The organism is Pantoea sp. ABR1s, assembly GCF_057812235.1.
This window is the reverse complement of sequence record NZ_JBSZSY010000004.1, coordinates 253,832-275,931: the sequence shown is the minus strand read 5'-3', so window position 1 is coordinate 275,931 and position 22,100 is coordinate 253,832. Positions and strand designations below refer to the sequence as shown.

The following is a 22,100-nucleotide window of genomic DNA, read 5'->3' as shown; positions in this document are numbered from 1 at the left end:
CAGGCCTGCGTAGCTTTCCGGATTGTGATCTTAAACAGGTCGCTATGCGCCAGAGTTGCACGGATAAAGACCCATGTTACCGCAGCCTTCACTGTGCGCCAGATCACATAAATGGGTTGCTAAGCGCAGCCTGACTTTTTATAGTCTGCCCGCTTCAACCGGACGGGAACACGCTCTGCTTTCTCTCTCCGCCTCACTTCAGTTTTTTCAGTTCTGGCCATTGGGAATCAATTTTGTTAAGAAAAAATCATAAAACCGACGATGCCGGTTTTGTCCGCTGGGCATTACTGGCCCTCGCGCTGGGCGGATTTGGCATCGGTACCGGTGAGTTCATCATGATGGGCCTGCTGCCAGATGTTTCACGCTCCCTTGCGATTACCGAGCCGCAGGCGGGCAACGCCATCGCCAGTTACGCACTGGGCGTGGTGGTCGGTGCGCCGTTTATTGCGGTGCTGGCGGCGCGAATGGCACGTAAATCGCTGCTGCTAATCCTGATGGCGCTGTTCAGTATCGGTAATGTTGCCAGCGCGATGGCCGACAGCTATCACGGCCTGCTCGTGGCGCGTTTTCTGACCGGGCTGCCTCACGGCGCCTACTTTGGTGTGGCGTCGCTGGTAGCCGCCTCGCTGGTGCCGATTGAACGTCGTGGCCGCGCGCTGGCGTCACTGATGCTGGGACTGACGGTGGCGACCCTGATTGGTGTGCCGCTGGGCTCCTGGATAGGTCAATTATTTAGCTGGCACGTGGTGTTCACCTTTGTGGGCGCAATAGGACTGCTGACCTGCCTGCTGATTGGCCGCTATGTTCCTTACACGCCTGGCGATGTGGATGCGCATCCGCTGCGGGAACTGGGCGCGCTGAAAAACGCACAGGTGCTGCTGACCCTGCTGGTGGGGGCGGTAGGATTTGGCGGGATGTTCGCCATCTTCAGTTATATCGCGCCGACGCTGATTAACATTGCTGGCATCTCCCCCTCGCTGATCCCCTGGGCGATGGTGGCGTTTGGGCTGGGAATGATCATCGGTAATCTGGTGGGTGGCCGTCTGGCTGATGGCCCGGTGCTGAATATTATTGGCTGGACGCTGTTATGGAACGTGCTGGTGATGCTGGCCTTCCCGGTGCTGGTTCAGCATGTGGCAACCGGCCTGCTGGCTACGTTCCTGATCGGCACCTGCTCAGTGCTGCTGCCGTCATTGCAGATTCGCCTGATGGATGTCGCCAATGAGTCGCAAACCCTGGCGGCTGCGATGAATCACTCGGCGTTGAACATTGCCAATGCGATGGGCGCTTATCTTGGGGGCCTGACGGTGTCGCTGGGCTATGGCTGGATCTCAACAGCGTGGGTGGGTGTTGCGCTGGGCGTGGCCGGTCTGATGGTGTTTGTGCTCACGGCGCGACATGCTGCCCGTCAGCAGACTCAACTGGCCTGAGTTCTATAAAGCAGGGCGCAGCGATACTGTTTATCGCTGCGCTTTATTAGTACAGGGCCGCCGTATTATTTTTCAGCAATAATTAACCGCATTATTATTTACTCTCTGACCGTTCAGCGAAAATTATCATTCTGTCAGCCCTGATATTTCAAAATGCTCGGAAAATCAACAAGGGCGCTCCGGACGTCTGGATGTTAAAAGTAAATTAAAATAATGTTTGCTAATGTCGGCGAGGCGTGGCTTAATAGCGTCATCGGTTTGGAACACAGACCTTATCAAAGCAGTTTTAGTAAAGCAGTCCTCAGTGCAAGCGATATCACAAGATACCCTTATTCATGAGTCTCCTCCTAAAAGCCTGGTAAGTTACCTTCTGAAAGACAGGCCATCTTCGCCACTTTGTGGCTCATAAATTAAGGAATTATCGATGTCTAATAAAATGACTGGTTTAGTAAAATGGTTTGACGCTGGTAAAGGTTTCGGTTTTATCTCTCCTCAGGATGGCAGCAAAGATGTATTCGTACATTTCTCTGCAATTCAGAGCAACGATTATAAAACTCTGGACGAAGGTCAGCAGGTCGAATTCACTATTGAAAACGGCGCTAAAGGTCCTTCAGCGGCAAACGTTGTCCCTATGTAAGCCTTAATTATCAATAGTGCTTATCAACGCGTTATGGCAATAGCCTGAGCAGATAAGCCTGATATTGATAATTAATTAAAACCCGCCTTGTGCGGGTTTTTTGCGTTTATGGTTTGCCGGATGCTTACGCGATGTTTTTTGCCCGCGCCAGATATCCGCGCGGGCCAGTAAAAAAATGTTCAGCGCACGCTGGCGACCAGCCACTGCTGCAATTCCGTCAGCTCCGCGCGTTGCTCAGGGAAATCCGCAATAAGCTGATTCAGCACCGGTTCAAGGGCATCGGGCCGATAGGTCACACCCTGCAACCGCTGCGCCAGCGCTTCTAGCGGCGCAGGGTTGAGGCTGTCGCTGAAAATCTGACAGCGGCTGATCACGCCGCGTTCTACATCGAAATGAATCTCCACACCGCCCCAGACAAAACGCTGGTCCAGCAGGTGCGAGAAATCGGGTGCCTGACCGAAATTCCACTCCCAGCTACTCTGCTTTGCGAACTGCTCTCTGAAACCCGGCAGATCGGGCAGGGCGTCGGGAGAGATCCTCTCTGGCTCACAGCGCTCACCGTAATAGTTGAAAAATGCGTCCGTCACCGCGGTGCAGATCGCCTGATAGCTGATACCCGGCGTTAACTCCGCCAGGTTGGTCACTCTGGCGCGCACTGAGGTAATCCCCTTCGCCTGCAATTTCTTCACATCCGGATTAAGGTAATCCGCCAGGCGAGAGAGGTCGGCATCCATCAGAATAGTGCCGTGATGGAAACCGCGATCCGGCGTTTCACGGTAGGCTGAACCGGATATTTTGCGCAGCCCGTCAGCGGTGTTCACCACTAAGTCATTACGGCCAGAAGCCTCCGCGGGTACGCCAAGCGAAGTCAGTGCGCGCAGGATGATCTCAGTCGAGACGCTTTTATCATACTCCGGCTTGCCGGCCATAAAGGTAAAACAGCAATTGCCGAGATCGTGAAACACCGCGCCACCGCCGCTGCTGCGACGTGCCAGCCGGATGCCATCTTCCGCCATGCGTCGGGTATTGCACTCTTTCCACGGATTCTGTGCCCGCCCGATCACCACCGTTTCCGCATTACGCCACAAAAACAGCACCCGCTGGGTGGCCGGCATCTGGCGGAAAATACACTCTTCTACCGCCAGGTTAAACCAGGGATCGTTGGATTCAGATAACAGTAAACGCAGCGTGGACATCGGTGACTCCCGTTCCTTAAGAGAAGAGGCCCATAAAGCAGGGCAGAAGGCAGAGTGTACCAGCCGTGAAGCGGGCCCACATGCCTCTTCATGCCGTGATGCTGCGGCAAAAAAAGATAAAATGCCGTCTGCAGAGTAATCGCGGCAGATTGGTATACGACATTATGACAATATGAATGAGGAGTGTGCTGAGTCCCCTGCTTATTTTCCCTTTGAGAGAACAAAAATCGTATGAACGCTTCCGCTGGCATAGCGATGAAGATCACCGCTGCATTAAGTAGCACGCTGATGCTGGCCTGTGTAAAAGAACTCGATGGGGCGATACCAGTCGGCGAAGTAATATTTTTTCGCTCGCTGCTGGCACTGGTTCCGCTGTTAATCTGGTTGCGCTTGCAGGGTAGCGTGCTGGATGGCATTCGCACCCGCAATATCCGCGGGCATTTTGTGCGCGGGCTGGCCGGAACCGGTGGTCTCTATTTCAGTTATCTGTCGCTGCTCTACATTTCTCTGACCGACGCCACGGCTATCAACTATGCCGCGCCGCTGTTTACCGTGCTGCTGGCGGCGCTATTTCTGCGCGAAAAAGTGCGTCACCATCGCTGGGTCGCGGTCTTTACCGGTTTCAGTGGCATTCTGGTGATGTTCTCCGGGCATCTCACACTGACGCGCCAGGCAACATTTTCCCTTTCTGCATCGGCGGGTATTCTGCTGGCGTTGATGGCAGCCTTCTGTACGGCCTGTGCGCTGGTGCAGATCCGCTTTCTTAACGGCAAAGAGAAGCCGGGCGCCATCGCTTTCTGGTTCGCTATCACCACGGCCTTAACGTCGCTGGTCACGCTGCCAGGCGGCTGGAAAGTGCCGCATGGCAATCAACTGGCGTTACTGGTGGGATGTGGGCTGCTGGGCGGTATTACTCAGATTCTGATGACTCTGAGCCTGCGCTATGCTGAAGCGTCGTTGCTGGCCCCGTTCGACTACACCACCTTACTCTGGTCAGTGGCGGTGGGTTATCTGCTGCTCGGCAATCTGCCAACCTCCACTACGGTAATGGGTGCGATTCTGGTGGTGGCAGGCGGCCTTTACTCGGTGCTGTATGAGCGTTACCGCTTCCGTAAAGCGCGGGTCGTTAATGCCAGTCGCTGATCGGCCCGCCCGGCATCGTCTTGTTATTTACAGAGTGATAACGCAGAGTTAATAATTTGTGATCGCGGCGAAGGAACCGAGGGCTGCATTCGTTTACGTTGTGAGCAATCAGAATGTAATCGATTACTTATTCGTGAGGTTCCCATGATTGCAACAGTGCAGGAGACAGCAGGCCAGCAGATGCAGCATAAGCTGCTGGTGCCGCGCCTCTCTCTGATGATGTTTATGCAGTTCTTTATCTGGGGCAGCTGGTCGGTGACGCTGGGGCTGGTAATGACTCGTCACAACATGCCGTTGCTGATTGGGGATGCGTTTTCGGCCGGGCCCATCGCCTCAATTCTCTCGCCGTTTGTGCTCGGCATGCTTGTGGATCGCTTTTTTCCCTCGCAGAAAGTAATGGCGGTGATGAACCTGGCGGGCGCAGCGATTCTCTGGTTCGTGCCCCAGGCGCTAATCGCGGAGAACGGGGCGCAACTAATCGCTCTGTTATTTGGCTATACGCTCTGCTTTATGCCGACGCTGGCGCTTTCAAATAACATCGCCTTTCACAGCCTCGCCAGCAGCGAGAAAAGCTTTCCCATTGTCAGAGTTTTCGGCACCATCGGCTGGATCGTGGCGGGGATCTTTATCGGTGTAACGGGCATTGCTGACAGCGTGGCAGTGTTCCAGCTGGCGGCGCTCTGTTCGGTACTGCTGGCGATCTACAGCCTGACGCTGCCACATACGCCGGCTCCGGCCAAAGGATTGCCGTTAAAAGTTCGCGATCTCTTCTGCGCCGATGCCTTCGCACTGCTGCGACTGCGTCATTTCCTGGTCTTTGCGCTGTGTGCCACCCTAATCTCTATTCCGCTCGGCACCTACTACGCTTTTACCGCCTCCTGGCTGGCGGATGCCGGTATCCGGGAAGTCAGCACCCTGATGTCACTTGGTCAGATGTCTGAAATTGTTTTCATGCTGATCATTCCACTGCTGTTCCGCCGTCTTGGCGTGAAAGTCATGCTGCTGATTGGCATGACAGCGTGGTTTGTCCGCTATGCACTGTTTGCGCTGGGCATGAGTGATGAGACGCGCACGCTGATTTACCTTGGCATTCTGCTGCATGGCGTCTGCTATGACTTCTTCTTTGTGGTGGGATTCATCTACACCGATCGGATCGCCGGTGAAAAGGTCAAGGGGCAGGCGCAGAGCATGGTGGTGATGTTCACCTACGGCATCGGCATGCTGCTGGGATCGCAAATCTCCGGTGCGCTCTACAATCAGCTGGTGGCGGGTAACGCCAGCGCAGAGAGCTGGGCGATATTCTGGTGGATCCCTGCCGTGGCTGCTGCGGTGATTGCGATTATTTTCTTCTTCTCATTCAAATACCGTGATTAAGCGGTAACTGAAATCAGGAGTCACAGATGAAAACAGTTAAGGGACCCGGCATCTTCCTGTCTCAATTCATTACCACCCAGCCGCCTTTTAACTCGCTGACGGGGCTGGCGGAGTGGGCCGCCGGGCTGGGATACCGGGCATTGCAGATCCCCTGCCACCAGCCCGCTATTTTCGACCTTAAGCAGGCAGCGGTCAGCCAGACTTACTGCGACGAGGTGCGGGGAACACTGGCCGGTTTCGGGCTGGAGATCAGTGAGCTTTCAACGCATCTGGAAGGGCAACTGGTTGCCGTGAACCCCGCATACGATCTCGCTTTTGATAATTTTGCGCCTGCCGCGCTGCGAGGCGATCCCGCCCGGCGCACCGACTGGGCCATCGCTACGCTAAAGCATGCGGCTGCTGCTTCTGAAAAACTCGGCCTGCGCGCACATGCCACCTTTTCCGGCTCGCTCGCCTGGCCCTGGTTCTATCCCTGGCCGCCACACCATGAAGCCTTGTTTAATGAGGCGTTTGCTGAGCTGGCGCGCCGCTGGCTGCCGGTGCTGGACAGCTTTGACCATCACGGTGTGGACCTCTGCTATGAGATACATCCCGGCGAAGACCTGCATGACGGTGTCACGTTTGAGCGCTTTTTGTCAGAGGTGAATCACCACCCGCGCTGCAATATCCTGTTCGATCCCAGCCATCTTCTTCTGCAACACATCGACTATCTGCAGTTCATCGACCTCTATCATCCGCGTATCAAAGCCTTTCACGTTAAGGATGCGGAGTACCAGTTAAATGGACGCAGCGGAGTGTATGGCGGTTATCAGCCGTGGCTGACGCGCGCCGGACGCTTTCGCTCGCCGGGCGATGGCCAGATCGACTTCAGCCGCATTTTCAGCAAACTGGCCCAGTATGACTATGACGGCTGGGCGGTGCTGGAGTGGGAGTGCTGTCTGAAGGATGGCGAGACCGGGGCGCGTGAAGGGGCGGAATTTATCCGCCGGCATATCATCCCGGTAGCTGACCGCGCTTTTGATGATTTTGCTTTATCAGAGAACGCCCCTTCGGTGCGCCATCAGCTGGGTCTGGATCGCGACGTCTGAGGCGGCATGGATTCAAAGGTTTTCTGTGGGTGAGTTTTAAAACAGAGGGATCGCTATGTCTATTCAGAAAATCGCCCGGATGGCGGGTGTTTCGGTTGCCACCGTTTCCCGTGTGTTGAATAACAGCGACAGCGTAAAACCGGCTAACCGGCAGAAAGTCCTTGAGGCAATCGAAGAGAGCAACTATCAGCCTAACCTGCTGGCGCGCCAGCTGCGCACGGCGCGCAGCTCAATGATTCTGGTTCTGGTTTCCGATATCTCTAACCCGTTCTGCGCAGAGGTGGTCAAAGGCATTGAGGAGCAGGCGGAGAAAAATGGCTATCGCATCCTGTTGTGTAACTCGGGCGCCGATATTGCCCGTTCGCGATCCAGCCTGCAACTGCTCTCCGGCAAGATGGTGGATGGCATTATCACCATGGATGCATTCAGCAAGCTGCCGGAGCTGAGCCAGCTGATAGGCACGGCACCCTGGGTTCAGTGCGCCGAACATGATGATAATGGCCAGATCTCCTGCGTCGGGATTGATGATGACGTCGCTGCGCAGTCAGTGGTGCACTATCTGGCCGGACAGGGACGTCAGCGCATTGCGCTGATCAATCACGACCTCCGCTACCGATATGCCCGCCTGCGTCAGCAGGGCTACGCATATCAACTCAAAGAGCAACAACTCGCATGGCAGGCCATCGCTTACGCCAGTGAGTTAAGCTTCAGCGCCGGAAAAGCCGCGATGAATCAGCTGCTGGCGGGCGAGACACGACCTGACGCCGTGTTTGCGGTTTCCGATACGCTGGCAGCGGGTGCCATGGCGGCGATACAGCAGGCGGGTCTGCGGATACCTCAGGAGATTGCCGTGGTGGGTTTTGACGGCAGTGAACTGGCCGACATGGTATCGCCGCCGCTGACAACTCTGGCTCAGCCCTCCAGAGAGATTGGCCGTCGTGCCTGTGAGCTGGTGCTGCAAAAAATCATCCGGCCCGACTCTCCGCCACAATGTGTGATCATGCAGGGTGAGCTGGTGGTGCGAGCCAGTAGCTGAAGGATTAATCCGCAAAACCTGGCCCCGCTATAACCTCGTCTTTATTGTCTACTAAAACGCGACAGTCATTGCCAGTTCACGCCATTGTGTGACTACCTGGTTTACTTATATGCTGTTTCCATCGAAGGGCATTCGCACTTCCCGAATCAACGAAGGGGCAGAATATGATTGAGCAAAGATTGTCAGAGCAACGCGGCGTGGGCGATCACGGCTGGCTGAATTCACGTCACACCTTCTCTTTTGCAAATTACTGGGATCCAAAGCAGGCGGGCTTTTCAGATCTGCTGGTGATCAATGATGACCGGGTAGCTAAAGGTCGCGGTTTTGGCGCCCATCCTCACAGCAACATGGAGATTATCTCCTATGTCCTGGAGGGCGCGCTGGAGCATAAAGACTCTATGGGCACCGGCTCTGTGATTGTTCCCGGGGATGTGCAGTTGATGAGTGCCGGTAGCGGTGTGACTCACAGTGAGTTCAACCACTCGGGTACCGAGGGTGTTCACTTTCTGCAAATCTGGGTGGTGCCGGCAGAGAAAAATAGTCCGCCAGGCTACCAGCAGGTCTCCGTCAGCGAAGCGGATAAACGCGGTAATCTGCGACTGATTATTTCGCCTGAAGGTGAAAACGGGGCATTGCGGGTGCGCCAGGATATTCGCATCTATGCGGGACTGTTCCAGGGGGATGAGCAGCAGACAATCACTCTGCCGGACGACCGCTATGCGTATATTCATGTGGCGCGCGGCAGTGTCAGGGTAAATGGCCTGCAATTTAATGCCGGAGACGGTGCGCGGGTTCGCGATGAGAAAACGCTGTCGTTCAGTCACGGTGAAGGAGCGGAGGTGTTGTTATTCGATCTGCGTCCCAACGAAGTGAATCATCCAACCCGTTAAAATGAAAACTGCGCGGCTTCCACCGCGCAGTTTTTTTGCATCACTGCGCGTTAAGAAACGCCAGCAGATCCTGATTCAGTTGATCCTGATGCGTCACCGCAAAACCGTGCGGCGCATTGTCATAAACCTTGAGTTCAGCACCCTCAATCATCTCCGCCGCCACTTTGCCGGTGGATTCAAACGGAACGATCTGGTCGTTGCTGCCATGAATCACCAGCGTCGGCACATTCACTTTCGCTACGTCAGCACGGAAATCGGTCTCAGCAAAAGCGGTGACGCAATCAACGGTGCTCTTCAGCGAAGCGAGCAGCGCGATGTTCAGCGTCTGCGTCATGACGCCATCAGAAACGGTCTGTCCGGCATTGGTACCATAAAACGGCGTAGCGAACTCTTTGATAAACTGCGCGCGATCCTTAAGCAGGCCATCACGAATCCCTTCAAACACCGACATATCGACACCCTGCGGGTAGTCTGCCGTTTTGCCAAAGATTGGCGTGACGGCACCCAGCAGCACCAGTGCCGCGACGCGATCGCTGCCATAGCTGCCGATATAGCGCGTGACGTCGCCGCCACCCATTGAGAAACCCACCAGCGTCACATTCTGCAGGTCAAGATGGGTGATCAAATCGTTGATGTCAGAAGCAAAGGTATCGTAGTTATTACCGGTCCAGGGCTGATCAGAACGACCAAATCCACGACGGTCAAAGGCGATAACCCGATAACCGTGCTCCGCCAGGAAGTTCATCTGGCTGTCCCACATATCGGCATCCAGCGGCCAGCCGTGGCTGAACAGAACCGGCTTACCGGTGCCCCAGTCTTTAAAGTAGATCTGTGTGCCGTCGGTCGTTTTAAAGGTGCTCATGGTATTGCCCTCTGTATGACGTGATGGATGAAAAGATGGTGTGCCAGTCACGCTGGCGCCACCAGATAGCGAACCTCGGGTGAATGTTCACCCTGATGAAAAGCGAAAACCCGTCGCTCTATCTTTTTGTCGTTGATGGTGTAGCGCTCTTTCTGACGCAGATGCTCGACCCAGGAGCCGACGACAAAGGTCTCAACGAAAATGCCGGGCTGCAGAATATCTTCATACAGTGACCAGTTGATGGCGCCACCGCGACGCCTGACCCGCCGCATATCCTGCATGCAGACGGTAAAGGCATGTGCATCATCAATAGTAATCCGGTATTCGTAATTCACCATCACCGGGCCGCGTTCGTGACGAATATCCAGTGCGGGCGCGTTGACGCCATCACCAATCATATCGAGATTGAGGTCGGGATCCTGGTCGAGCCGCCAGCGCCAGACGGTGCTGCTGGCCAGCACCATGCCCAGTGCGGCGATGCAGAGCGACAGCGGAATGCTGAAGTGCGAGGCGAGCTGTCCCCAGAGTGCGCTGCCAGCGGTCATGGAGCCGAAGAACACCGTCAGATAGACCGCCAGCGCGCGAGCTTTTACCCATTTCGCGGCGCTGCGCTGTGCGCCGAGATTCAGCGTCGAGAGCACGGCAATCCAGGCAAATCCGGTAAAAAATTCAAACGCATTCAGTAGCCAGAAGTGGCGTACAAAAGCCAGAGCCAGCATGGTCAGGGCGAAAACAAGACTGGCGAGTACCATCAGGCGATCGGAGCTCAGGCGACGACGCAGGCGTGGCAGCAGCACCGCGCCGGTAATCGCGCCAACACCGATACAGGCCAGCATGATGCCGTAGCCGCCAGGGCCCAGGCCGAGTTCACGACGCGCCACCAGCGGCAGCAATGCCCAGCCCGCGCTGCCAAACAGGAAGAAGGCAAAGGTTCGCACCAGCACATTACGTAACACCGGTGCCGCGTGAACGTAGCGGAGTCCGGCACGCACCGCCGGAAAGAAGTGCTCGGGCGGGAGGCGCTGCACGCTTGGCTCCGCCTTCCAGCGCCAGAGCACCCAGGTGACGCCCAGCACTGAGAGCGCATTGAGCAGGAAAACCATCCAGGGACCAGTGAAAGAGAGGATCAGGCCACCCAGCGCCGGGCCGATGGCACGACTGATATTAATGCCCAGTGAGTTAAGGGCAATGGCCGCGCCCAGCTCCGGTTTCGACACCAGATCCGGCACCACCGCCTGAAATGGCGGTGAACTCATGGCGGCACCGGCGCTCAGCAAGAAGGCTGCCACCAGCAGCACCTCGGGAGTGACATGGCCGGTCCAGGCGAGTACCGTCAGCCCACAGGCGGCGATAAAGGTCCATAGCTGGGAAAACAGCAGATATTTGCGGCGGTCAACGATATCCGCCATCACGCCTGAGGGCAGCGCGAACAGGAACATCGGCAAACTGCTGGCCGCCTGCACCAGCGCCACGGCCAGCGGATCGGCACTCAGCGTCAGCATGCTCCAGTTCACACCCACATCGTTCATCCATGAACCGATATTGGAGACGACGGTGGCGATCCACAGCATGCGGAACACCGGCCTGCGTAGCGGCTGTAACGGCGAAATCTCGCCAGCGGCCTGGACCTCAGGCTGCTTCTGCTCCAGCTGGTGGATATCATTAACCTGCGCCATGACGAACCCCCTGATGTTTCACCGCGCCGATTCGCCAGCCGCCAGGCCCGGTCAGCGCCAGCGTGGTAAAGATAATCAGCAGCAGCCAGCCAAACTGGCCTTCCGCCAGTGACCAGCCAGGGTGTACCACCAGCATCGCGACCAGCAGCACCGCGATGATCGGCAGGCAGGCAATCCGGCTACCCCAGCCGAGAATAATAAAGATCGGGCAGATGACTTCTGCCACTATCGCTGGCAGCAGGCTCATCATCGGTCCCAGACCAAACGGGTCTTCTATACGCGTCAGTTCTTCGCTGAAATGCAGAATTTTCGGCAGTCCATGCACCTGTAACAGCAGCAGACTGCCGGTCAGGCGCAGGAAGAACAGCCCCGCGTTGATGCGGGGCGATTGAGTGATAGCGTTATTCATGATTAAAACGCGAAGCAGCTGCAGCCGAGCGCGCCCCAGAAGGCGTTATCTTCGGCGACCGGAACGCTGGAACCACGGGCGATCTCATGCGAGTGGCGATGAACACCGCAGGGGCCGCTGCAGTGGTGCACGGCGGGCATCATACCCGCACGGCTCTGCGCAACCGGCGGGGCGCTGCGATAGTGACCTGGCACATTCACCACCGGTGACCACTCTGGCAGAACCGGAATAGCGGGCGGCGCATCCGCGCTGAACGATCCGGCGGCATAGACAATATTGCCATCCACCACCGTCAGCACTGACTCAATGCCTTTAATTTCCTCTTCCGGCACGCTGAAGAAATCTTTGCTCAGCACGGCCAGATCTGCCAGAAGACCTACCTGAATCCGACCTTTTTTATTTTGTTCGCTGGAGAACCAGGCGCTGCCCTGCGTCCAGAGCATCAGCGCCGTTTCACGGTCAAGGCGGGCATTGACGTCATACATCTGCATGCCACCCACGGTGCGACCGGAAACCAGCCAGTAGAGTGCGGTCCAGGGGTTATAACTGGCGACGCGGGTTGCATCGGTGCCGAGTCCGACCGGGACGCCGGTTTCCAGCATTTTCTGAACCGGTGGGGTATGGCGGGTGGCTTCAATGCCGTAGCGTTCGGCAAAGTATTCGCCCTGGAATGCCATGCGATGCTGCACCGCAATACCACCGCCCAGCTCTTTGATACGATCGATATTGCGCTGAGTGATGGTTTCCGCGTGGTCAAAGAACCAGTGCAGACCATTAAACGGGATATCGCGGTTGACCTTCTCAAAGACATCCAGCATCCGGCTGATCGACTCGTCATAGGTTGCATGCAGACGGAAAGGCCAGCGATGTTCCACCAGATGACGCACCACGCGCTCCAGTTCATCCTCCATGCCAGGCGCTAAGTCCGGACGTGGCTCCAGAAAATCTTCGAAATCGGCGGCCGAGAACACCAGCATTTCGCCTGCGCCGTTGTGACGGAAATAGTCGCTGCCCTGGCCTGGCGTCAGCATATCCGTCCACTTCTCAAAATCTTCCAGTTCATGCCCCGGACGCTGAGTGAAGAGGTTGTAGGCGATACGCAGCGTCATCTGCTTTTTCTGATGCAGTTCAGCGATCACTTCGTAATCTTCGGGATAGTTCTGGAAGCCGCCGCCCGCATCAATGGCGCTGGTCAGACCCAGTCGATTCAGCTCGCGCATAAACTGACGGGTCGAGTTGATCTGCTGTTCCAGCGGCAGTTTCGGTCCTTTGGCCAGGGTGGCGTAGAGGATCATCGCATTGGGACGGGCGATCAGCAGGCCGGTGGGATTGCCGTTGCTGTCGCGCTGGATTTCGCCACCCGGCGGGTTCGGTGTCTCTTTGGTGTAGCCGACGACTTTCAGCGCTGCGCGGTTGAGCAGGGCGCGGTCATAAAGATGCAGCACGAAGACCGGCGTGTCGGGGGCAGCTTCGTTGATCTCATCCAGCGTGGGCATCCGTCGCTCGGCAAACTGGAACTCGGTCCAGCCGCCTACCACACGCACCCACTGCGGTGACGGCGTGCGCAGCGCCTGCTCTTTCAGCATTCGCAGCGCATCGGCAACCGACGGAACCCCTTCCCAGCGCAGCTCAAGGTTGTAGTTCAGACCACCACGTATCAGGTGCAGGTGGGAATCGTTCAGGCCCGGTACGGCGGTGTGACCTTTAAGATCGATCACTTTGGTGCCGTCGCAGTGATACTCCATCGCCTCTGCCAGTGTGCCTACCGCAACGAATTTGCCATCACGAATCGCAACCGCTTCTGCCACCGGATTGCTGCGGTCAACAGTATGAAATTTGCCATGGGTCAGTATCAGTTCTGCTTTACCCAGCGTAACCATAGATCCTCCTCAACGGGGTTGTCCGACGTAGTGCGGGACAGGAAGTGCCGCAGATAACAGGGCACGAATAAGCCGGATTATGGTGAGCGGGTTAATGCGTCGTCTAGTTATACAGAGGGATACCTATACCTTCGTATAGTTATACGCAGAGATAATAGTTTGCCTTCGCCCGTCGCCCTACACTGCGACCAGACAGCCAGCAGCAGGACGTTAAACCTGCACTGACCGTCCTTTTGCTCCGCGCCAATTGGCGAAAATTCCGTTACATAACCTCTATGGGTGAACGCATGTCCAACGCTAAGCTTGAAGTCCTCACACCACATAACAGCCAGATTATTTTCATCGACCAGCAGCCGCAGATGGCCTTTGGCGTGCAGTCGATTGACCGCCAGGTGCTGAAAAACAACACCGTTGCGCTGGCGAAGGCGGCGAAAGTCTTCAATATCCCTGCCATCATTACCACCGTCGAAACCGAAAGCTTCTCGGGCCACACCTATCCTGAACTGCTGGATGTGTTTCCGGGTCAGGACATTCTGGAGCGCAGCTCAATGAACTCCTGGGATGACCAGAAAGTGCGTGATGCGCTGGCCGCGAACGGCAAGAAAAAAGTGGTGGTGTCCGGTCTCTGGACGGAAGTGTGTAACAACAGCTTTGCGCTGTGCGCAATGCTGGAAGGGGATTACGAGATCTATATGGTGGCGGATGCGTCAGGCGGCACCACCAAAGAAGCGCACGACTACGCGATGCAGCGCATGATTCAGGCGGGTGTGGTGCCGGTCACCTGGCAGCAGGTCATGCTGGAGTGGCAGCGTGACTGGGCCAACCGTGACACTTACGATGCGGTGATGAACATCGCCAAAGAGCATTCAGGTGCCTATGGCATTGGTGTGGATTATGCCTACACCATGGTACACAAAGCGCCGTCACGTCAGAAAAGTGAACACCGTACCCTGGCACCGGTTCACGCACCGGTCCGCTAAGGGGCGTCCTGCTGATCGGCTTACGTCTGCCGGTCAGCAGGCATAACAGGAGTCCGGTTATGAATCCTTTACTACTTTCTCTGGCTGCAGGGGTATTGATTGGCCTGCTTTACGGCCTGCTAAAGGTGCGTTCACCGGCTCCGCCCGCGATTGCGCTGGTGGGGCTGCTGGGGATGTTGCTGGGTGGGGCGCTGGTGCACGCAGTCTTGCCCGCAGAGCATACGACCACCCTGCAGCGATCGGATGCGCCGTTTGTTACACCTGTTTCGCGGGTAAGCTGAACATGTTGAAATCCTACATTATTTCTCTCACGGTGGGGCTGCTTGCCGGGGTAATCTATGCCCTGATCAACGTGAACTCTCCGGCACCGCCGGTTATTGCTTTAGTGGGACTGTTTGGCATGCTGGTGGGCGAGCAGTTGATCCCGCTGGGTACGCGTCTGTTCCGCCGGCAGCCGGTGACGCTGAAGTGGTTTCGCCATGAGTGTGTGCCAAAAATCAGTGGGACACCGCCACCCGATGGCGATGACCACCCTTAAGTCCTCGCGTGCCGTACGATGAGGCGTTTCAGAGGATAACTGCATGGCGCTGTCACAGCGTATTGTCATTGTGGATGATGAACGCGCGGTCCGCAGTGGACTCAGCAATCTGTTGCATTCAGACGGCTATTCGACCCGATTATTTGAGTCAGGTGAGGCGCTGCTGAGCGATGACGATGCGCTTTCAGAGGTGGGCATGCTGATCATTGATGTCGGACTCAAGGGCATGTCCGGCTTTGAGCTGTTCACTATTTTGAAACAGCGGGCAGGTCTGCCACCGGTGATTTTTATCTCAGCAGATCTGGAAGAGACCACCCTGTGGTATGCCATTGCCTTGGGTGCCGTGACTTTTTTGCGTAAGCCGATTGATGTTGATACGCTGCTGACACTGATCCGTTGCGAGTTATCTCAGGGAAAGGTGCGCTGATGAGCATGCTTTCGGTTAATTTTCAGGAGAGTGACGACGCAGGGATCGCGATTGAAGATTTCGACACGCTGACGCCGCTGGCGCAGGATGGCTGCCTGCTCTGGATGCTGGCGCGCCGTCACTCAGGTGAGTCGCTGATAATCGCCACCGGACAGAGTGACGACGTCACGTTTCAGGCGACGCAGCGGTTGAAAAATGAGCGCGCGCTGGCCGCTTATCTTTCGCCCCGCTGGGCCATCACCGCGACGGGCACCACCCGTTACCTCAACCGCTATGCGCTGATCTACCCCACGTTTCCGTTTCGCAGCCTGGCGAATAACCTCGCGACCCCTCCCGATAAAATCGCTGACTTCCTGCAGGTTGCATTGCAGCTTTGCTACACGCTCGGCCAGGCGCATCATCAGGGCATCGTGCATGGGGATATCAAGCCGGGCCATTTTTTTATCAGCGACGAGGGCCGGTTCCGGCTGGGCGGGTTTGGTCTCGCCTCGCTGGCGGCGCAGTCGGCGGAAAAAAACAGCCTGCGCGTCTCAGGCGGTACGCTGGCCTATATGTCACCTGAACATACCGGCCGCACGCCGCATCCGGTCAGTAGCCTCAGCGATCTCTACAGTCTGGGTGTCGTGCTGTATGAATATCTCACCGGTAAGTTGCCGTTTGGCTCACCGGATGCGGGGGAGGCGGAGTGGATTCATCATCACATCGCCAGTGCACCCCGGCCAGCCGGACAGGTCAGAGAGGATGTGCCGCCGATGCTCTCTGTGATTCTGCTGCGTCTGCTGGCAAAGTCACCTGCTGACGGGTATCAGACCGTGCAGGGGCTGATGGCTGATTTACGCCGCTGTCAGGCGACGCTGACCGCAGAAAACACCATTGCGCCGTTCACGCCCGGTCTGCAGGAGCGGTTCAGCACCAGTTTCCGGCCCGAGACACTGTTCACGCAACATCCGCAGGCTCGCGTGCTGCTGACGACGCTGGATGCGGTCAACCGTACCGGCACGCAGAGCCTGGTGATGCTGAGCGGTGTGCCCGGCTCGGGTAAGTCCGCCATTATCGCTTCCGCCCTGAAAACCCTGCAGCACCGACAGATTCTGCTGGCCGCCAGCAAGGCCGATCAACATTCGCCTGCCGCACCTTATTCCGCCGTCGCCTCAGCGTTTCGCACAGTCACGCTTTATCTGCTGGGATTGTCAGCCCTGGAGCTAAGCAAATGGCGGGTTCGCCTGTTGCGCTTGCTGGGTGGCTATACCGATTTAGCCATTGAACTGGTGCCTGAACTAAAACAGCTGCTGAATATCCGGACAGTGCAGCCGGTGGTGCGCCATGCTCCGGACGCCCGCGAGCAGTTTAATCAGATGGCGTCTGCGCTTATCCAGGCCTTTGCCACGCCGGGCCGTCCGCTGGTGATGCTGATTGATGATGTTCACTGGGCAGACAATGCCACGCTGCAACTGCTGGAAAATCTGATTACCCGTAATGAGCATCTGCCTTTTATGCTGGTGCTCGCCTTCCGGGAGGGTGAGTCGATGCCCTGTCCGATGATTGCCGGGTTTCTGCTGCGCCTCAGAGCATCAGCGGCACGTGTCGTGGCGCTGACGCCGCAGCCGCTCAGTGTTAAAAGCATCACCCGCTGGCTGGCGGGAATGCTGCATACCCGTCCCGGCGGCAATCGTGAGCTGGCACAGATTATCTTTGAGAAAACCGGTGGTAATCCGCTCTCGATGCAGGAGTTCTTCCGTCAGGCGGTGGATGATGGGGTGATTGTCTATCGTCAGAACCCGCTGAAGTGGCATTACGACAGCCAGGCGCTGATTGCGCGTCAGTACACCGACAATGTGGCGACGCTGGTATTAAATCAGCTGGCGCGGATGCCGGAGGCAACACGTCAGCTGCTGGGTTCGCTGGCCTGCCTGGGGGCCAGCGGCGAGCTGTCTTTATTAAGTCATATCAACGCGACGTCCGTATCGCGGATTCAGCAGCAGCTTGAGCCTGCCGTCAGCGGCCGTTTTATAACCCTGACTGGCGGGAACTACGCCTTTACCCATGACCGGGTGCATAACGCGGCGTTTTTACTGCTCGACCTCCGGCAGCAACACTCTCTTCATCAACAGGCGGCGGCATGGCTGTCGGCCGCAGTGGTAAATGCCGATCACAGTGAGACTCTATTCCGCGCGGCTTATCACATCGGCATGATTGCTGAACTGCCGCTTAGTGTCGCAGATCGTGAACGCTATTATCCCCTCTGTTTACGTGCTGCGCAGGGAGCGAAACGTGCCGGAGATTATCTCTCGGCGCTGCGCTATCTGCGCAGCGCCCAGCAACTCAGCCAGCGGATGGTGACCGGCAATGACTTTATGCTGGGCATCGATGAGGCGGAGTGCGAATTTCTGCACGGTAATCTCACGACCGCGCAAAAGCTCTGTACCCGACTGCTGAGTGAGCCAGGCACGCTCAGTGAAAAATCGATGGCAGCCTGTCTCTCTGCTGAAATTCATATGCGTCAGTCCGACAACCATCTGGCGCTGGAAACTGCGCTCGCCTGGCTGGCAGTATTTGGTGTGCATCTCAGGCGTGATCCGGACGACGCGGAGATTGACGCCGCCTGGCAGGCGATCAGGGCGCGGATTGGTGATTCCCCGCAAGCGGCTTTTTCCCGACTGCCACGCAACACCGATCAGGAAACTGAGTCGGTGCTGAACCTGATGGCCAGCACCATCTTTGTCTCCGCCTACGACTGCCCGCAGCTGCATCTGTTACTGGTCTGCCGGATGCTGGAGATGACGCTGGATCACGGCGTGACCGGTGCCTCTGCGTTTGGTCTCGCCTGGTTCAGCGTGCTGATCAGCGAACGCTATCAGGCCTGGCATTTTGGCTATGCCTGTGGTCGGGTGGCCCGTGAGCTGGTGGAGCGGCATGACTTTACCCGCTATAAAGCCCGCACGCTGCTGCCTCTGGATCAGCTGGGGATCTGGACGCAGCCGCTGGATGTCGCCGTAGAAAGTGCCCGTGAAAGTTTTCGCGTCGCGGTGATGCACGGAGACCGTTCCTTTGCCTGCCTCTCGTTGCGTCATCAGATCATGAACACGCTGACACGCGGCGATCATCTGGAGTCGGTCATGACCTCCATTGAGCGCGGACTCGCTTTTACCCGCAAAACCTTTTATCCCGATGTTGAGAACGTGCTGGTCATGCAGAAGCAGCTGGTGATGCAACTGCGGAACAGCAACGGGTTCAGGGCAGGCGATCGCGATGGCGCTTTGCCGATGGTGGCGGGCAGCGAGCCGGGCGTGATCTCTGGCCCAAAAGCGATGGTGCTGTTCTGGGCGGGGTTGTATCGGGGAATGGCGCATTTCTTTGCGGCAGAATACCGGGAGGCGCTGCGCTGTTTTGCAGAAATTCGTCCGCTGACCAGCGCAGTGCCCGCTTACATCTACCTGATGGATATGCATTTTTACAGCGCACTATCGCTGAGTCTGCAGCCCGGTGCGGCTGACAGCAACACGCTGCGCTGCGATCTGGACAAATTTGCGGGCTGGGCCGACCTCAATCCCGGACTCTTTGCTGATAAATATGCCCTGCTCAGGGCAGAGTGTGCCCGTCTTGCGGGCAACACGGGCGAGGCGCTGAAACAGTATGAAAATGCGATCTGTCTCTCCCGCCAGGGGGGATATCTGCACATTCATGCGCTGGCGAATCAGCTGGCTGGCCGCTACTGCAAAGCATTACAGCTAGATACCGCCGCCGATGCCTACGTTAAAGCGTCGATGAGAAGCTGGGAGAGCTGGGGCGCGCTGGCGATGGTGCGCCAGCTTGAGCAGCACTATCCGCATCTGACCACGCCGATGCAAAACAGTGCAGTGGCGACCATTCCCTTTACGCAGGATGCCTCGTTCTACGACCTGGAGAGTGTGCTGACCGCCGTGCGCGCCCTGACGGAGGAGATCAACCTTGATCGGTTGATTCATACCCTGATGCGCATCCTGCTGGAGCGGGCCGGTGCCCAGCGCTGTCGGCTTATCCGGATTCTGGATGGTACGCTTCCGGAAACGCAGGCCTGGGCAGAAAGCACGGCTGATGGCGTGCGGGTGCAGATTGTCAAAGAGCGCCCCGTCGCAACTGACCTGCCGCTATCGGTACTGGCCGCGGTGATCCGTACCGGTCAGGAGATACGTACTGGCAAGCCGGAAGAGTTCAGTCCGTTCAGTCAGGATCCTTACCTGGTGGCCTCGGGCGCTGCGGTGTTATGTGTTCCTATGTTCAGGCAGGCCAATATGGTTGGGGTGCTCTATCTGGAGAATCGCCTGATGCCCGATGCGTTCACGGCTGAGCACTCCCACATTGTTAAAACGTTGAGTGCTCAGGCGGCAGTTTCGCTGGAGACGGCGCGCCTCTACGCTGAACTGCTGGAGGAGAACAACCATCGGCGACGGGTTGAGAAGCAGCTACGCGCCAGCAAAACCTCGCTGATGCTCGGCGAAAAGATCAGCCATACCGGCACCTGGCGCTGGGAAGTGGCAGAGGACATGATGATGGTGTCTGAAGAGTATGGCCGTATTCTGGGCCTGCCAGCCCATCAAAAAGGGTTGTCGATGGCAGATTTTCTGACCCGCGTTCATCCCGATGACTATGAGTGCATCAGCGAACTGGTGACCCACAGCGTCAGTCAGGGGCGCAGTATGCAGGCTGAGTTCCGTGTGCTCAGGCCGGATGGTGAATGCCGTTATATCAAAGGCATCGGAGAGCCGGTAGAAAACTTCCCCGAGGTGAAAGAGTATTTCGGCACCATTTCCGATATCACATCGCAGCGCCAGGCAGAAGATGCCGCGCGCATGGCCCAGGCGGATCTGGCCCGTGTAACCCGCGCCACCACAGTCGGGCAACTGACTGCCTCAATCGCGCACGAAATTAACCAGCCACTGATGTCGATCGTGGCCAATGCTGGTGCCAGTCTGCGCTGGTTAAAGCGTGAACCAGTGATGCTGGAGAATGCCAGCAGCAGTCTGGATGAAATTATCAAAGAGGGAAAACGTGCCGGAGAGATAATTCGTGGCCTGCAGGCGCTCACCCGCAATCATGAATCAAGCTTTGCCTCGGAAAACCTCCATCTGATCGCCCGCGATATTCTGGCACTCTCCCGGGTGGAGCTGGAGCGACGCGGAATTTCGCTGGAGCTGAAACTAAGGGCCGGAAAGGCGGATATTTATTGCGACCGCGTTCAGATTCAGCAGGTGCTCCTGAATCTGGTGATCAATGCCATCGATGCCATGTCCGACGATTTACCACGCGCGGCGCTTTTGCGGCTGACGTCAGAGAACCCGACGCCGGACACGCTGCGTTTTGAGGTGCTGGACAGCGGTTGCGGCTTACCTGATGGCGTGCGTGAACGGATTTTTGAGTCGTTCTACACCACGAAGAAAAGTGGCATGGGCATGGGATTAACCATCAGCAAAGGGATTATCAAAAAGCATTGTGGTGAGTTAGGCGCAGAGAACAGGGCGGAAGGCGGCAGCCGTTTCTGGTTCACTCTGCCACTGGGATAATCGTATTGAGGACAGGTGTCTGCCTGGCCTTAGCGGCGTCGGGTATGATCAATATTGAGCCGCTCTGCCGCCCGCACCAGATCGGTGAGCGACCGTGCCTTCATCTTCTCCATCACCCGCCGCTTGTGGACTTTTGCCGTGATCTCACTGACGCCCATTTCGGCGGCAATCTGCTTATTCAGCAGGCCGCTAATCGCCAGCAGCATGACCTCGCTTTCACGCGGTGTCAGGGTCTGATGTCGCTCCAGTATCTCCCTTCGCTCCTCGGAAGAGGCCATATTCTGCCCGGCGATCTGTAAGGCTTCTGCAACCGCCTGCAAAATACGATCGGGATCGACAGGTTTAGTCAGAAACTCATAAGCACCGGTTTTCATCGCCCGCACTGTGACCGGAATAGTCCCGAAGCCGGTTAAGAAGATAGTGGGGATGGCGTAGCCACGATCGATCAATGCCTGTGCGACATCAAATCCATCTGCACCAGGCAGATTAATATCCAGAATCAGGCAACAGGGAAGGGGAGTAAAAGCGTGAGCCAGGAAATCATCAGCCGAAGAAAAAGAGATAACCGTGTAATCGTCGGCAGTGAGCAGATTACGCAGTGCAGCAGTCACAGCAGCGTCGTCGTCAACGATATAAACGATGGGATTCATAGGGACCTCATTTCAGCCAGGTATTTACTGATAATTTAATTAAGCATGACGCGTAAAGAGGCCCTGATGAGAAAGTGTCGGGCAGGGTTAACAGGATATTACCATAACAGTTATCATTATCATCTTATAATTATCAGCTTGTTAAAATTAAGATAAATGGCTGATAGGTATGACTAAAATGTGAGCGTCAACTCTGGGGTGGAGCGCAACTGTTCTGGGCGTCAATGCTGATAACTGTCATTTGATCGACATAGCTATGCCATAAATTGTTCGCTCACTCACGGGCAGGAGAATAGTCCCGTTTAATAGCTAAAATAATCCATAAACCCGTTATCCAGATTAAA

The 22,100-nt window shown here is 56.6% G+C and carries 18 protein-coding genes; 12 read left to right on the top strand and 6 right to left on the bottom strand.

Going from position 1 to position 22,100, the window contains the following annotated elements:
• Nucleotides 1-233 precede the first annotated feature (233 nt).
• Together ACXKZD_RS22450 and cspE are read left to right on the top strand one after the other, a co-directional pair.
• The gene (locus tag ACXKZD_RS22450) at nt 234-1,430 is read left to right on the top strand and encodes an MFS transporter (protein WP_033760352.1); all 1,197 of its coding nucleotides are present in this window, start codon (nt 234-236) and stop codon (nt 1,428-1,430) included.
• 424 nt (nt 1,431-1,854) lie between these two features.
• Nucleotides 1,855-2,067, top strand: coding sequence for a transcription antiterminator/RNA stability regulator CspE (gene cspE, locus ACXKZD_RS22445; protein WP_003855207.1), 213 nt, complete (start codon nt 1,855-1,857; stop codon nt 2,065-2,067).
• A 179-nt stretch (nt 2,068-2,246) separates the two neighbouring features.
• Here the strand turns inward: cspE and lplA are convergent, their stop codons facing one another.
• Entirely contained in the window at nt 2,247-3,263 is a 1,017-nt protein-coding gene (gene lplA, locus ACXKZD_RS22440) for a lipoate--protein ligase (protein ID WP_061703449.1), read from the bottom strand.
• A 231-nt stretch (nt 3,264-3,494) separates the two neighbouring features.
• On the opposite strand from lplA, the gene ACXKZD_RS22435 reads away from it, so the two are divergent.
• From ACXKZD_RS22435 to ACXKZD_RS22415, 5 genes are all read left to right on the top strand, one after another.
• Entirely contained in the window at nt 3,495-4,406 is a 912-nt protein-coding gene (locus ACXKZD_RS22435) for a DMT family transporter (RefSeq protein WP_191914101.1), read from the top strand.
• 144 nt (nt 4,407-4,550) lie between these two features.
• Nucleotides 4,551-5,780: an MFS transporter gene (locus tag ACXKZD_RS22430; protein ID WP_192073100.1), complete on the top strand. Its 1,230-nt coding sequence runs from the start codon at nt 4,551-4,553 to the stop codon at nt 5,778-5,780.
• A gap of 26 nt (nt 5,781-5,806) precedes the next feature.
• Nucleotides 5,807-6,868, top strand: a complete 1,062-nt coding sequence (locus ACXKZD_RS22425) for a sugar phosphate isomerase/epimerase family protein (RefSeq protein WP_307595127.1) — start codon at nt 5,807-5,809, stop codon at nt 6,866-6,868.
• Nucleotides 6,869-6,923: 55 nt separating this feature from the next.
• Nucleotides 6,924-7,904, top strand: coding sequence for a LacI family DNA-binding transcriptional regulator (locus tag ACXKZD_RS22420; RefSeq protein ID WP_422882162.1), 981 nt, complete (start codon nt 6,924-6,926; stop codon nt 7,902-7,904).
• Nucleotides 7,905-8,068: 164 nt separating this feature from the next.
• On the top strand, nt 8,069-8,794 hold the full coding sequence (locus tag ACXKZD_RS22415) for a pirin family protein (RefSeq protein WP_050679368.1): 726 nt from the start codon (nt 8,069-8,071) through the stop codon (nt 8,792-8,794).
• Nucleotides 8,795-8,834: 40 nt separating this feature from the next.
• On the opposite strand, the gene ACXKZD_RS22410 is transcribed toward ACXKZD_RS22415, so the two are convergent.
• The 4 genes from ACXKZD_RS22410 to ACXKZD_RS22395 are packed head-to-tail and all read right to left on the bottom strand — an operon-like array spanning nt 8,835 to nt 13,621.
• Complete coding sequence (locus ACXKZD_RS22410) at nt 8,835-9,656, bottom strand: alpha/beta fold hydrolase (RefSeq protein ID WP_010247190.1); 822 nt, start codon at nt 9,654-9,656, stop codon at nt 8,835-8,837.
• A gap of 47 nt (nt 9,657-9,703) precedes the next feature.
• The gene (locus tag ACXKZD_RS22405) at nt 9,704-11,332 is read right to left on the bottom strand and encodes an MFS transporter (protein WP_488982347.1); all 1,629 of its coding nucleotides are present in this window, start codon (nt 11,330-11,332) and stop codon (nt 9,704-9,706) included.
• Entirely contained in the window at nt 11,319-11,741 is a 423-nt protein-coding gene (locus tag ACXKZD_RS22400; RefSeq protein WP_010670329.1) for a DoxX family protein, read from the bottom strand. The genes ACXKZD_RS22405 and ACXKZD_RS22400 overlap by 14 nt, the downstream gene beginning before the upstream one ends.
• 2 nt (nt 11,742-11,743) lie before the next feature.
• Nucleotides 11,744-13,621, bottom strand: a complete 1,878-nt coding sequence (locus ACXKZD_RS22395; protein ID WP_163638737.1) for an amidohydrolase — start codon at nt 13,619-13,621, stop codon at nt 11,744-11,746.
• Nucleotides 13,622-13,908: 287 nt separating this feature from the next.
• Between ACXKZD_RS22395 and ACXKZD_RS22390 the strand changes: the two genes are divergently transcribed.
• Genes ACXKZD_RS22390 through ACXKZD_RS22370 form a run of 5 tightly spaced genes read left to right on the top strand, consistent with a single transcriptional unit; the run spans nt 13,909 to nt 21,106 of the window.
• Complete coding sequence (locus ACXKZD_RS22390) at nt 13,909-14,601, top strand: hydrolase (RefSeq protein ID WP_010247179.1); 693 nt, start codon at nt 13,909-13,911, stop codon at nt 14,599-14,601.
• A 59-nt stretch (nt 14,602-14,660) separates the two neighbouring features.
• Entirely contained in the window at nt 14,661-14,882 is a 222-nt protein-coding gene (locus ACXKZD_RS22385) for a XapX domain-containing protein (RefSeq protein ID WP_033773924.1), read from the top strand.
• 2 nt (nt 14,883-14,884) lie between these two features.
• Complete coding sequence (locus ACXKZD_RS22380; RefSeq protein ID WP_010247172.1) at nt 14,885-15,139, top strand: XapX domain-containing protein; 255 nt, start codon at nt 14,885-14,887, stop codon at nt 15,137-15,139.
• Nucleotides 15,140-15,182: 43 nt separating this feature from the next.
• Nucleotides 15,183-15,566 carry a response regulator transcription factor gene (locus tag ACXKZD_RS22375; protein WP_010670332.1) on the top strand — a complete coding sequence of 128 codons (384 nt, stop codon included), beginning with the start codon at nt 15,183-15,185 and terminating at the stop codon, nt 15,564-15,566.
• Nucleotides 15,566-21,106 (top strand): AAA family ATPase, encoded by a 5,541-nt coding sequence (locus ACXKZD_RS22370; protein ID WP_488982346.1) that lies wholly within the window; start codon nt 15,566-15,568, stop codon nt 21,104-21,106. The genes ACXKZD_RS22375 and ACXKZD_RS22370 overlap by 1 nt, the downstream gene beginning before the upstream one ends.
• A 29-nt stretch (nt 21,107-21,135) precedes the next feature.
• Here ACXKZD_RS22370 and ACXKZD_RS22365 read toward each other — a convergent pair whose 3' ends face one another.
• Entirely contained in the window at nt 21,136-21,756 is a 621-nt protein-coding gene (locus ACXKZD_RS22365; protein ID WP_033760375.1) for a response regulator transcription factor, read from the bottom strand.
• Nucleotides 21,757-22,100 lie beyond the last annotated feature (344 nt).